The sequence below is a fragment of the Paenarthrobacter sp. C1 genome, assembly GCF_049315185.1.
In the GTDB taxonomy this organism is placed as follows: Bacteria; Actinomycetota; Actinomycetes; order Actinomycetales; family Micrococcaceae; genus Arthrobacter; species Arthrobacter nicotinovorans.
The window spans coordinates 4,388,473-4,400,392 of sequence record NZ_CP186052.1; the positions used below are offsets into that span (position 1 = coordinate 4,388,473).

At 62.4% G+C, this 11,920-nt stretch carries 12 protein-coding genes; 8 read left to right on the forward strand and 4 right to left on the reverse strand.

From position 1 onward, the window contains the following. Position 1: 1 nt before the first annotated feature. A complete protein-coding gene (locus ACNAOU_RS20485; protein WP_079582866.1) occupies positions 2-1,303 on the reverse strand; it encodes an MFS transporter in 1,302 nt (433 codons plus the stop codon). Between the two features lie 156 nt (positions 1,304-1,459). On the opposite strand from ACNAOU_RS20485, the gene rraA reads away from it, so the two are divergent. From rraA to ACNAOU_RS20500, 3 genes are all read left to right on the forward strand, one after another. Beyond that, entirely contained in the window at positions 1,460-1,933 is a 474-nt protein-coding gene (gene rraA / locus ACNAOU_RS20490) for a ribonuclease E activity regulator RraA (RefSeq protein WP_422757632.1), read from the forward strand. A 131-nt stretch (positions 1,934-2,064) separates the two neighbouring features. Next, complete coding sequence (locus tag ACNAOU_RS20495) at positions 2,065-3,717, forward strand: MDR family MFS transporter (protein WP_018780177.1); 1,653 nt, start codon at positions 2,065-2,067, stop codon at positions 3,715-3,717. A 334-nt stretch (positions 3,718-4,051) separates the two neighbouring features. Next, positions 4,052-5,524, forward strand: a complete 1,473-nt coding sequence (locus ACNAOU_RS20500) for a sugar porter family MFS transporter (protein ID WP_422757633.1) — start codon at positions 4,052-4,054, stop codon at positions 5,522-5,524. A 56-nt stretch (positions 5,525-5,580) separates the two neighbouring features. On the opposite strand, the gene ACNAOU_RS20505 is transcribed toward ACNAOU_RS20500, so the two are convergent. The 3 genes from ACNAOU_RS20505 to ACNAOU_RS20515 form a co-directional block, all read right to left on the reverse strand. Continuing rightward, a complete protein-coding gene (locus tag ACNAOU_RS20505; RefSeq protein ID WP_422757634.1) occupies positions 5,581-6,819 on the reverse strand; it encodes an MFS transporter in 1,239 nt (412 codons plus the stop codon). A gap of 32 nt (positions 6,820-6,851) precedes the next feature. Beyond that, entirely contained in the window at positions 6,852-7,295 is a 444-nt protein-coding gene (locus ACNAOU_RS20510; protein ID WP_018780180.1) for a MarR family winged helix-turn-helix transcriptional regulator, read from the reverse strand. A 73-nt stretch (positions 7,296-7,368) separates the two neighbouring features. Then, complete coding sequence (locus tag ACNAOU_RS20515; protein ID WP_422758698.1) at positions 7,369-7,839, reverse strand: GNAT family N-acetyltransferase; 471 nt, start codon at positions 7,837-7,839, stop codon at positions 7,369-7,371. A gap of 138 nt (positions 7,840-7,977) precedes the next feature. On the opposite strand from ACNAOU_RS20515, the gene ACNAOU_RS20520 reads away from it, so the two are divergent. The 5 genes from ACNAOU_RS20520 to cycA all read left to right on the forward strand — a co-directional run bounded on the left by ACNAOU_RS20520 (position 7,978) and on the right by cycA (position 11,849). Next, the gene (locus ACNAOU_RS20520; protein WP_039243288.1) at positions 7,978-8,307 is read left to right on the forward strand and encodes a PadR family transcriptional regulator; all 330 of its coding nucleotides are present in this window, start codon (positions 7,978-7,980) and stop codon (positions 8,305-8,307) included. Between the two features lies 1 nt (position 8,308). Further along, positions 8,309-8,674 (forward strand): DUF1048 domain-containing protein, encoded by a 366-nt coding sequence (locus ACNAOU_RS20525; protein ID WP_064723657.1) that lies wholly within the window; start codon positions 8,309-8,311, stop codon positions 8,672-8,674. Beyond that, a complete protein-coding gene (locus tag ACNAOU_RS20530; RefSeq protein WP_422757636.1) occupies positions 8,671-9,453 on the forward strand; it encodes an ABC transporter ATP-binding protein in 783 nt (260 codons plus the stop codon). Before ACNAOU_RS20525 ends, ACNAOU_RS20530 begins: the two co-directional genes overlap by 4 nt. Continuing rightward, entirely contained in the window at positions 9,450-10,211 is a 762-nt protein-coding gene (locus ACNAOU_RS20535) for an ABC transporter permease (RefSeq protein WP_018780185.1), read from the forward strand. Before ACNAOU_RS20530 ends, ACNAOU_RS20535 begins: the two co-directional genes overlap by 4 nt. Positions 10,212-10,385: 174 nt before the next feature. Further along, entirely contained in the window at positions 10,386-11,849 is a 1,464-nt protein-coding gene (gene cycA / locus ACNAOU_RS20540; RefSeq protein ID WP_422757637.1) for a D-serine/D-alanine/glycine transporter, read from the forward strand. Positions 11,850-11,920 lie beyond the last annotated feature (71 nt).

An 11,920-nucleotide genomic window follows, 5' to 3' on the forward strand; every position in this document is an offset into this window, starting at 1 on the left:
CCTACGCGACGCTCTTGATCTTGACCACGAACACGGCACCCAGGAGCCCAATGACTGCGGCGGCTACGTACAGCGAGACGTAGCCGCCCCAGTATTGAACAAATACGAAGGCGATCGCTGGTGCGATCACCTGCGGCAACGAATTCGCGATGTTGATGACACCCAGGTCCCGCCCGCGATCCAGAGCCGTGGGCAGGACCTGGGTGATCAGCGCGAAGTCCACCGCAAGGTAGGCCCCAAAGCCGATTCCGAGCACGGCCGCGCCGGCAAGTCCGCCGATCCACGTCGGAGCGAAGGCAAGAATCAACGACGCCGCGGCAATGATGACCGACGACGCTATGACCAAGGGCTTCCGCTTTCCCATCCGATCACTTAGGCGTCCACCCAGGACACTGGTGATGATGACCATGACGGCGTACAGCCCTGTCAAAACCAGCACGCCGAACTCGGGCTCGATCCCTTGCGTTTCCTTGAGACGGACAATGTCGCTGAGGAAGAAAAGCAAATACAGGGTGATCATGTGGTTGCCCGTGCTGACCAGCAGCCGGGTGAGCCAGGCCCACGCAAAGTCGGGGTAACGTTTCGGCGAAACCCAGAAACCCTTGAGGAACGGCCACAGGCTGAACGGCGGCCGCTCCTGGGGCGGAAGGGGCTGGTCATCGCTCTTGAAGAGATAAAGCACGACGCCGGCCAACAGCGCTGCGGCGCACACCCAGTAACCTGCGGCGAAGTCTCCGGCGACGACGGCGGCGATCACGGCGCCCACGAGGATACCTACCGTCTGGCCCATGGCGGCCAAGCCGCCAACAGTTCCGCGCTGCGGCACGGGAACCCTGTCCGGGACGGCGGCGGTAATGGCCGAATACATGGCGTTGGCTCCCGCCTGCACCAGGCACCACAGCAAAGTCATCACAGCTACGTTGGGCGCGCCCGCCAGGGCAACAAGGGCAACGGCGCCGAGGATTGCTCCCATCAGAACCCAGGGAACCCGCCGCCCAAACCTGGATGTGGTCCGGTCGCTGAAGGCGCCGAACAGGGGATTCGCCACCATGGAAACTGCAGCACCGCAGCCGGTGACCAAGGCCAGGATGGCCTCCTTCTGGCCCTCGTCAAAGTGGGCAGCCTGCTGGCCCAGGAGAACCTGAAGGGGACCGAAGAACGCTGCGTTGATGCCCAGGTTGACCAGTACCACGCCGGTGACCCAAACAGGGCGGACTGGTTTAACCGGTTCAGCCAGCGCCGTGGTGCCGCCACGGACGACAGCGGGATCCGGTACCGGCCCCGGAAGGTCGGACAAGCTCATGGCAGGTTCCCCTCATTTGAATGTGTGAATTCAGCCTAGCGTGGCGGAGTGACGCTGAACCGCCGTCGCGTCGTTTATTCACATAGCCCGAAATACGCACCCAAGCAGCCCGTGTGGCGCGTTAGTGTGGCCTCAAACCCACGGAGGAGAAGCACCATGAGCCAGCATGTAAATACGGCAGATCTCTACGACGAACGCGGTGAGGAACTCGAGTCCCTTGCTGTCCAGTTCCAGAACCTTGGACGCCACACGCATTTCAGCGGCCCCGTCCGTACTATCCGGTGCCATGAGGACAACGCGCTGGTGAAATCAGTCCTGGCCACGCCCGGCGGCGGAGCAGTCCTGGTCGTCGATGGCCGAGGTTCATTGCGGACTGCCCTCATGGGCGACATGATCGCTGAAAGCGCCGTGGAAAACGGTTGGGCCGGAGTGATCATCTACGGAGCCATCCGCGACCGTGAGGCCATCGCCCGGCTCTCCCTGGGCGTCAAAGCCCTCGGAAGTAACCCCCGGAAGAGTGCCAAGACGGGGGCCGGCGAGGTCGATGTGGAACTCGTGATCGACGATGTCCGCATCCGTCCCGGGGTGATGATCTTCAGCGATCCGGACGGAATCCTCCTGGAACGCTGAGGTGAGCGGAGGAGACTTGAAGAGGGTCGGCCAAGAAATATTCTCCCGCTGGGAATGATCGGGGCGTTAGGATAGTTACTGAAAGCAACTATCCTGCTTAATCCCACTTTTCTGCCATCTCTGGAGAAGATATGTCCAATTCCACGCCCGTTCGGGCTGCTGGTGAGGTCCTGACCCATCGTCAGACACTCACCGTCATGGTGGGACTCATGCTCGGCATGTTCCTGTCCTCGCTGGACCAGACCATCGTGTCCACGTCCATCTACACCATCGCCAACGACCTCGACGGTTTGTCCCTGCAGGCGTGGGCCACTACGGCGTACCTCATCACCTCCACGGTGAGCACCCCGCTGTACGGCAAGCTCAGCGACATCTTTGGCCGCCGCCCGTTGTACCTCACGGCCATCCTGATCTTCCTCGCCGGCTCCCTGTACGCAGGATCCGTCCACTCCATGACAGAGCTTGCCATCGCCCGCGGCATCCAGGGCCTGGGCGCCGGCGGTCTCCTCGCGCTGGCCCTGACCATCATCGGCGACATCGTTGCCCTGAAGGACCGGGCCAAGTACCAGGGCTACTTCATGTCCGTTTTCGGCATCTCGTCTGTCCTTGGCCCTGTCATTGGCGGTGCCTTTGCCGGTTCAGCCAACATCCTGGGCTTCGACGGCTGGCGCTGGGTCTTCTTCATCAACCTCCCCATCGGCCTTGCCGCGCTGGTGGTGGTCTTCATGTACCTGCACCTGCCGGTCAGGCACGTGAAGCAGAAGATCGACTACTGGGGCGCAGCCGCCATCACCTTGGCGATTGTTCCGCTGCTCCTGGTAGCTGAGCAAGGCCGCACCTGGGGCTGGTCCTCTGCGGGATCATGGCTTTGCTACGGCCTGGGCGTCATCGGCATCGTGGCGTTCCTCCTCGCCGAGAAGCGTGCCGGCGACTACGCGCTGATTCCGTTGCGTCTCTTCAAGAACACCACGTTCGGCTTGTCCTCGCTGTTGAACTTCATCATCGGTATCGGCATGTTCGGTGCCATCGCCATGCTGCCCATGTATTTGCAGCTGGTGAAGGGCCTTACTCCCACTGAGGCAGGCCTGATGATGATCACCTTCACCGTGGGCATCCTCTTCGGCTCCATCTCCGCCGGCCGCACGATCTCCAACTCCGGTGTATACCGGATCTTCCCGATCATGGGAACGGCAGTGCTTGCAGGCGCAGCAACGGTCATGGGGCTAGTCCTGGGCGTCGACACCGGCTTGTGGGTTCCCGGACTGATCGCAGTGTTCTTCGGTGTCGGACTCGGCTTCTGCATGCAACCGCTGACCCTTGCCATGCAGGTATCCGTCCCGCCCAAGGACATGGGCGTTGGCACCTCCACGGCCGCGTTCTTCCGTTCCATGGGCGGCGCCGTCGGCACGGCAGTGTTCATCTCCATGCTGTTCAGCACGGCCGCGGACAAGATCGCAGACGGCATGAAAACAGCAGCATCCAGCCCCGACTACCAAGCTGTCATGCGGGACCCTGCCGTGGCCTCGGATCCTGCGAACGCCAAGCTGTTCGACTTCTTCAAGAACGGTGCCAACAACGATTCGTTGAACGACACCAGCTGGTTGCACTCGGCCAACAGCACGCTGACCCGGCCGATCACGGAGGGCTTTGCGCAGGCAATTGACGTGGTCATGTTGACCGCTGCGGGCCTGATGATCATCGCTTTCCTGATCAGCTTCGCGCTGCCGAACAAGAAGCTCACGGATCCCAAGGCTGCCGCAAAGGATTCAGTTCCGGCCCACTAGTTCCCCGCGAAACCAAGCAGCATACCGTCCGACGACGGCCCTTGAGGATGGCACCATCCCTAAGGGCCGTCGTCGTGCTTTGTGTTCAATTTGTGGACTCAAAAGGCGGGCTGGAGGTCCGGACGAGCACCGTTCACGGACTACCAGTGAACACACAGCCCGTGATCAGGGCTGAATGGGTTAAGAAAGTGAATGCATGTCACGTCCATCACTTGACTGGAACTTGGCGGATATGACGTGCCACACTGTGTAGCGCGAGTGCACCGGCGTCCCCGTCGGAACAGCCGACGACGTCACGCACCGCATTCCCACACATCTTTCCCAAGGGAGACCCATGTCCAGTCCCAGCACCGAAGCAGGCGCCCCCCACGTTTCCCGGAAGGTGATCGGCCTGGCTGTCGCCGGCGCAGTTGGCGGCTTCCTGTTCGGCTTTGATTCGTCCGTAGTCAACGGTGCGGTGGATGCCATGGCGGGCGAGTTCGCCATGAGCGAGGCTCTCACCGGCTTCGCTGTCGCCGTGGCCTTGCTCGGCTGTGCCGTGGGCGCCTACCTGGCCGGTAAAGTTGCCGACCGGTACGGCCGCATCCCCGCAATGAAGATCGGCGCACTCCTCTTCCTGGTCAGCGCCATCGGAACCGGCCTCGCCTTCAGCGTGTGGGACCTCATCTTCTGGCGGCTGGTAGGTGGCCTCGGCATCGGGCTCGCATCCGTGATTGCCCCCGCCTACATTTCGGAAATCTCCCCGCGGCACGTCCGCGGCCGTTTGGCCTCGCTCCAGCAACTGGCCATCACCACGGGTATCTTTGCGGCGCTGCTCTCCGACGCGGTCCTGGCCAACTCTGCCGGCGGCGCGGACGGAACGCTGTGGTTCGGGATCGAAGCCTGGCGCTGGATGTTCATCGCCTGCGCCGTGCCTGCCGCCATCTACGGCTGGATCGCCTTCCGCCTGCCCGAGTCGCCGCACTTCCTGGTACTCAACGGCAAGGAAGACCAGGCCCGCACCATCTTCAACAAGCTCATTCCGGGCGACGACATCGACCGGCACATCCGCGAGATCCGCGAATCCATCCAGCAGGAAAAGCTCTCCACCAAGAAGGGCTCTCTGCGCGGCAACCGCTTCGGCCTGCTGCCCGTGGTGTGGATCGGCATCATCCTGTCCATGCTGCAGCAGTTCGTCGGCATCAACGTGATCTTCTATTACTCCACCACTCTGTGGAAGGCCGTTGGATTCCAGGAAAAGGACTCCCTGACCATTTCCGTGGCCACCTCCATCACCAACATCCTGGTGACGCTCGTGGCCATCGCACTGGTGGACCGGATTGGCCGCCGGCCCATCCTGCTGACCGGCTCCATCGGCATGGCAGTATCGCTGGGGGTCATGGCGCTGGCCTTCTCCTCCGCGGTCGGCACTGGCTCCGAGATCACCCTTCCGGGTGCTTGGGGACCCATCGCCCTGGTAGCGGCGAACATCTTCGTCATCAGCTTCGGCGCCTCGTGGGGACCGCTCGTGTGGGTGCTGTTGGGCGAGATCTTCCCCTCCCGGATCCGCGCACGCGCTTTGGGCCTGGCGGCCGCCGCGCAATGGATCGCCAACTTTGCCATCACGCTCAGCTTCCCCATCATGGCGGCAGGTTCGCTGCCCCTGACATACGCCATGTACGCAGCGTTCGCCGCGGCGTCGTTCTTCTTTGTGATGTTCAAGGTGCCCGAGACCAATGGCATGTCCTTGGAACAGGCGGAAACCCTGTTCGTCCCGAAGGGGGCGCCGGTAGCGCCGCTGCCGGTCACCTCGGACGAAGGCAAATAGCAGACGAAGAAGCCCGGCGGATCATATCCGCCGGGCTTCTTTGCTGTGGTGGCTTGTTACACCAGGTGCGGTTCGTGGGACGACAGGAAGCTGCGGCCGCTGAACGCGATCAGGATGGCAATCACCATGGCAACTGCGCCAGCGAAGAACGGCACCTGCGGCCCGAAGTGCTCGCCGAGCTGCGCGGCGGCAAAGGGAGCCAGCGCGCCGCCCATCCAGCGGACAAAGTTGTAGCCCGCCGACGCGACGGGACGCGGCGAATCGGAGACGCCCATGGCCAGTTCCGTGTAGACCGTGTTGTTGATGCCCAGCAGGGCACCGGCCACGATGACAAGCACGACGACGGCAGTCACCGAGTGCCCGGCGGCCAGTCCCAGCCCGACGAGGTCGAGCATCAGGACAGCCAGCGTTCCGGTCAGGACCTTGACGGCACCGAAGCGCTTTTGCAGGACGGGAGCCACGAATACCGAGAACACGGCTACGGCAACGCCCCAACCGAAGAACACTCCCCCGATGCCGTAGGCATCCATTCCCAGGATGAAGGGAGTGAAGGCGAGGATGGTGAAGAAGCCGTAGTTGTAGAACAGCGCGCTGGCTGCGGTGGTGCGAAGGCCTCTGTGGCCAAGTGCGAGGAGCGGGTCCCGGAGGCGGGACTTCTTCGCCGGGGAAGGTGTCTTGGGGAGCAATGCCAACAGTGCGATAAATGCTGCGGCCATCAGGACCGCTGTGCCGAAGAACGGGGCGCGCCACTGCCATCCGCCAAGCAGGGCACCGAGCAGCGGGCCGAGCGAGATGCCCAGGCCCAGGGCGGCCTCGTACAGGATGATCGCTGTGCCGGTACCACCGCTGGCCACACCGACGATCACGGCCAGGGCAGTTGCGACAAACAGCGCGTTGCCGAGTCCCCACCCCGCGCGGAAGCCAACCAGCTGCTCAACACTGCCGGACAGGCCGGACAACGACGCAAACACCACGATGATCGCCAGGCCGATGAGAAGCGTCTTCTTGCCGCCGATCCGGGACGACACGAAACCACTGATCAACATCGCCACCGCAGTCACCAGGAAGTAGCTGGTGAACAGCAATGACACTTCACTGGTGGAGGCCTGCAGGTTCTTGGCGATCGCAGGGAGGATGGGGTCCACGAGCCCGATGCCCATGAAGGCGAAAACAGCCGCGAGGGCCGTGGCCCACACCGCTTTCGGCTGTTTGAGCAGGGAAGCCTTCTCAGCTTCGAGGGTGGTTTCGATGGTTGTTTCGGCGCTTGCTGAAGCGTCAGCCAACTGGCGTGACATTCAATTGCTCCTTGTCGGTGCGTTAATTCGTGTTAGTTCTGGAATGAGCTGTTGATTTTGCTGATGACGGGAAGTGCCGCGGCCAGCTGCTCGATTTCCTGTGCGCTGAGGCCCTGCAGCAGCTCGGCCACCATGGCATTCCGCCGTTGGTTGGCCGATTCGACGGCGGCAGTCCCGGCGTCGGTGATGGCCACCTGGACGGCGCGGGAATCGTCGGGGTCGGGTCGACGGGTGACCAGGCCGGCACGCTCAAGCTTGATGATCTGCTCTGTGGCGCTCGGGACTTTGATCCCCAGGTTCTTGGCGATGTCACCCACGCGGAGGCCGCCGTCGGAGATCATGGAGAGCAGGCTCAGCTGGGCAGCCGTCAACTCGCCCTCCGGGTCCAGGCGTCGGAACATGTAGACGCCCAGGCGCAGTGCTTCGCGAAAGTCCTGTGCGAGGTCCGTGAGGCGGGGATCAGGAGAACCGTTCATATTTAGGTAGCCTAATAGTTAGGGACCCTAATAGTCAAGGTGCAGCTGCCCACGCGTGGGAGGGCAGCTGCACCTAGAGCTTGAGCTTCATACCCTCATGACTCGCAACAAACCCCAGCCGCTCGTAGAAGCGGTGCGCCGCAACCCGGGATTTGTCCGTCGTGAGCTGGACCAGCGAGCAGCCGCGCTCCCGGGCCTGGTCGATGGCCCAATGGATCATGAGCGCACCGACACCCTGCCCACGCAGCTCCCCGGACACGCGCACGGCCTCGATCTGCGAGCGCCAGGAGCCCCTGCGGGACAAGCCTGGAATGTAGCTGACCTGGAAGGTGGCCACCACTTCGCCATTGAGTTCCCCCACCACCAAAAGGTGGGCCGGGTCGGCGTCGATCGCGTCAAAGGCCCGCTCGTACGGCGCCGGATCGTCGGCACTTTCGCGGACGGCACCCAGCTGGTCGTCGGCGAGCAGCGCGAGAATCCGCGGCAAATCGCCCCTGCGGGCGCGCCGCAGGGAGAACGTTCCACCCTCGACGGCGGCAGTCATCAAAGCGGGCGCGGCGGCAGGTTCCGTAGTCACGACCCCAGCATGCCACTTTCTCGGAACCTAGTGTTGCTAAGTACTGGTACTTAGTTCTACTATGTAGTGGTAGATAGTAATACTGAGTAGCGAGGGAGGTGTCCGATGGGCAAGCAAATGACAGAGATGCTCAAAGGCACATTGGAGGGCATCGTCTTGGCCCTCCTGACCGGAAAGGCAGCGTACGGGTATGAAATCACCACGCTGCTCCGGGAGCAGGGCTTCACCGAGATCGCTGAGGGCACCGTTTACGCGCTGCTGGTCAGGATCGAACAAAAGGGGCTGGTGGACGTCGAGAAGCGGCCGTCCGAAAAGGGGCCACCCCGCAAGGTGTACACGCTCAACCCCCAGGGCGAAAAAGAACTGAACGAATTCTGGAACACCTGGAGCTTCTTGTCCGAACGGCTTGAACAGCTCCGCAAGGAAGGAAAATAACATGGCAGCAAAATGGATCGAGCTCGTCACCGGATCGCTCGAACAGAAGAAGCAGTACAAGCAAGCCAAGGCACGGTTGGATGCCCTGCCCGAGCCGTACCTCACCGTAGCCACCGCCTTCAACCGGTACTTGATGTACTACGGCGGCGTGACCGAAGGCGACACCATGGTCCAGATGTTCACGGACCTGGCGGACCTCTGGGAACGCGCAGCCGTCGACGGTACGCCCGTGAGCGGGATCGTCGGCGACGATCCCATCGAATTCGCAGAGACCTTTGCCCAGGCGTACGGCGGAAAGCGCTGGATCGACAAGGAGCGCGAGCGCCTCAACAAGGCAATCGACAAAGCGAAAGAAGCGGAATCATGACTTCCACGGCAATCCGGGTGCAGGGCATAGAGAAGTCGTACAAAGATCTCCACGTCCTCCGCGGGGTGGATTTCGAGGTAACGTCAGGCAGCATCTTCGCCCTTCTCGGCTCCAACGGGGCCGGCAAGACCACCATGGTGAAGATCCTGTCCACGCTTCTCACAGCGGACGGCGGGCAGGCCGCCGTCGAGGGTTTCGACGTCGCAACCGAGTCGCTCCAGGTGCGGCAGTCCATCAGCCTCACCGGTCAGTTCGCCGCAGTGGACGAGGTGTTGACCGGCAGGGAGAACCTGGTACTCGTGGCGAAGCTGCGGCACTTGAAGAATCCCGGCGGGATCGCCGACGAGTTGCTGGGCCGGTTCAGCCTCACCGATGCCGGCTCCCGCAAAGTGGCAACCTACTCCGGCGGCATGCGTCGCCGGTTGGACATCGCCATGAGCCTGATCGGCGATCCGAAGGTGATCTTCCTGGACGAGCCCACCACCGGACTCGACCCGGAAGCCCGCCTGGAGGTGTGGCAGATCGTCAAGAACCTTGCCAACAAAGGCACCACGGTCCTGCTCACCACCCAGTACCTTGACGAGGCCGAACAGTTGGCAGACCGAATCGCCATCCTTCATGAGGGACGCATCATCGCCAACGGCACGCTCCAGGAGCTGAAGCAGCTGCTGCCGCCCGCCAAGGTGGAGTACGTGGAAAAGCAACCAAGCCTGGAGGACATCTTCCTGGCCCTCGTGGGAAGCACCGGAACAAGCGAGCCAGCAAAGGACAGGTCATGAACACCCACTTCTTCACAGACACCTCGGTCCTGCTGGGCCGTTCCATGCGGCACATCTTCCGCAGCGTGGACACCATCATCACCACCGCGATCACCCCGATCGCCCTGATGCTGCTGTTCGTCTATGTTTTCGGCGGCGCCATCCGGACCGACACTGAAAACTACGTCAACTACCTGCTCCCGGGCATCATGCTGATAGCCATCGCTTCGGGCATCGCGTACACGGCGGTCCGCCTCTTCACGGACCTGCAGGGCGGCATCTTCGAGCGGTTCCAATCCATGCCGATCGCGCGCTCCTCGGTCCTGTGGGCACACGTCCTGACATCGTTGGTGGCCAACGGACTTTCCCTGGTGATCATCGTCGGAGTTGCACTGCTCATGGGCTTCAGGACTTCGGCGAACGTGCTGGACTGGCTGGCCGTAGCTGGAATCCTGGCACTGTTCACCCTGGCCCTGACGTGGATCGCCATCATCGCGGGCCTTTCGGCGAAGTCCGTGGACGGCGCCGGCGGCTTCTCCTACCCGCTGATCTTCTTGCCGTTCATCAGCTCGGCGTTCGTTCCGACGGAAACCATGCCCGGTCCGGTCCGCTGGTTCGCCGAGAACCAACCGGTGACGTCCATCGTGAACACCATCCAGGACCTGTTCGCCCAGCGACCGGCCGGAACGGATATTTGGGTAGCACTGGCCTGGTGCCTTGGAATCCTCGTCGTCTCCTACGCCTTTGCCACGGCGGCCTACAAGCGCCGGAACGCCTAGCGGCCCGTGTTCTGAAACCCAGCCCGAACCAACGGCCAAAGCTCCCTTTTCCACAAGGGAGCTTTCGCCATGCAGACCGATTGGCCATTGGTCAGACATTAGCTATAGCTTTATCGGACAGATTTGTAACGGCCGTCACTATTCTGACGGTTCCTCCGAAGGGTTCTTGAACTAATGTCCGACCAGACAACACAGGGGCAGCTCCGCGCCTCCAGCAGGGACAGCGAGCCCCACCTCTCACGCTCGCTCAGCAACCGCCACATCCAGCTCCTGGCCATCGGCGGCGCCATCGGAACGGGCCTCTTCATGGGCTCCGGCAAGACCATCTCGGTCGCCGGGCCCTCGGTGATCTTCGTCTATATGATCATCGGCTTCATGCTCTTCTTCGTGATGCGCGCCATGGGCCAGCTCCTGCTGTCCAACCTGAACTACAAATCCTTCAGCGATTTCGCGGGCGACCTCCTGGGCCCGTGGGCCGGCTTCTTTACCGGTTGGACGTACTGGTTCTGCTGGGTAGTCACCGGCGTTGCGGACGTGATCGCCATTGCGGGCTACGCCAATGAGCTCTGGCCGGGAATCCAGCTGTGGATCCCGGGCCTGGCCACCATCATCATCCTGCTCCTCCTGAACCTGCCCACCGTCAAAGCCTTCGGCGAGACCGAGTTCTGGTTCGCGCTCATCAAGATCGTGGCCATCGTCGCGCTGATCGTCGTGGGCTTGGTCATGATCTTCACCGGCTTCCAGTCCAACGCAGGCACCGCCAGCTTCACCAACCTTTGGAGCCACGGCGGCTTCTTCCCCAAGGAATTCATGGGCTTCGTGGCCGGCTTCCAGATCGCCGTGTTCGCGTTCGTGGGCATCGAACTGGTGGGCACTGCCGCTGCAGAAACCAAGAACCCGGAGCACAACCTGCCCCGCGCCATCAACGCCATTCCCCTGCGCGTCATGCTCTTCTACGTAGGCGCCCTGATCATCCTCATGTCGGTCACCCCGTGGACCGAATTCAAGGCAGGCCAGAGCCCGTTCATCGCTATGTTCTCCCTGGCGGGCCTGGGCATGGCAGCGACTGTGGTGAACCTGGTGGTGCTCACCTCTGCCATGTCCTCGGCCAATTCGGGCATCTACTCGACGTCCCGCATGGTCTACGGCCTGGCAAATGACGGCGACGCACCCAAACTCTTCGGCCGGCTCTCCAGCCGCAAAGTACCCCAGAACGCACTGTTCCTCTCCTGCGTCCTGTTGCTGGCCGGCGTCGCGCTTCTCTACGCGGGCAAGGACGTTGGCGTGGCGTTCGACATGGTGACCACCGTGTCCGCAGTCTGCTTCATGTTCGTGTGGTCCATCATCCTGGCCAGCTACCTGGTGTACCGCAAGCGCCGCCCCGAGCTGCACGCGGCTTCGCCGTTCAAGATGCCCGGCGGCGTTCCGATGGTGTGGGTAGTGTTCGCCTTCTTCGCATTCCTTGTCTGGGCGCTCACTACGCAGCCCGACACCCTCACGGCAATGCTGGTGACACCCATCTGGTTCGCAATCCTCGGCGTCGCGTACGCAGTAGTCCGCAAGTCTCCGCTCCACCAGGCCCGCGTGGCTGAGTGGAAGGCGATGTCGGAAGCGGAAACCTCCGCAGCGACGAAGTAGCCCGGACGCGCCAAGAGCGTATATGGGGCTGCGGTGCGAATTGCACGGCAGCCCCATATACGCTCTTTCGC

Bases quoted from the DNA above. Each gene is read 5' to 3' on its own strand.
- ACNAOU_RS20485 (WP_079582866.1), bottom strand. From the start codon at position 1,303: ATGAGCTTGTCCGACCTTCCGGGGCCGGTACCGGATCCCGCTGTCGTC.
- rraA (WP_422757632.1), top strand. From the start codon at position 1,460: ATGAGCCAGCATGTAAATACGGCAGATCTCTACGACGAACGCGGTGAG.
- ACNAOU_RS20495 (WP_018780177.1), top strand. From the start codon at position 2,065: ATGTCCAATTCCACGCCCGTTCGGGCTGCTGGTGAGGTCCTGACCCAT.
- ACNAOU_RS20500 (WP_422757633.1), top strand. From the start codon at position 4,052: ATGTCCAGTCCCAGCACCGAAGCAGGCGCCCCCCACGTTTCCCGGAAG.
- ACNAOU_RS20505 (WP_422757634.1), bottom strand. From the start codon at position 6,819: ATGTCACGCCAGTTGGCTGACGCTTCAGCAAGCGCCGAAACAACCATC.
- ACNAOU_RS20510 (WP_018780180.1), bottom strand. From the start codon at position 7,295: ATGAACGGTTCTCCTGATCCCCGCCTCACGGACCTCGCACAGGACTTT.
- ACNAOU_RS20515 (WP_422758698.1), bottom strand. From the start codon at position 7,839: ATGACTGCCGCCGTCGAGGGTGGAACGTTCTCCCTGCGGCGCGCCCGC.
- ACNAOU_RS20520 (WP_039243288.1), top strand. From the start codon at position 7,978: ATGGGCAAGCAAATGACAGAGATGCTCAAAGGCACATTGGAGGGCATC.
- ACNAOU_RS20525 (WP_064723657.1), top strand. From the start codon at position 8,309: ATGGCAGCAAAATGGATCGAGCTCGTCACCGGATCGCTCGAACAGAAG.
- ACNAOU_RS20530 (WP_422757636.1), top strand. From the start codon at position 8,671: ATGACTTCCACGGCAATCCGGGTGCAGGGCATAGAGAAGTCGTACAAA.
- ACNAOU_RS20535 (WP_018780185.1), top strand. From the start codon at position 9,450: ATGAACACCCACTTCTTCACAGACACCTCGGTCCTGCTGGGCCGTTCC.
- cycA (WP_422757637.1), top strand. From the start codon at position 10,386: ATGTCCGACCAGACAACACAGGGGCAGCTCCGCGCCTCCAGCAGGGAC.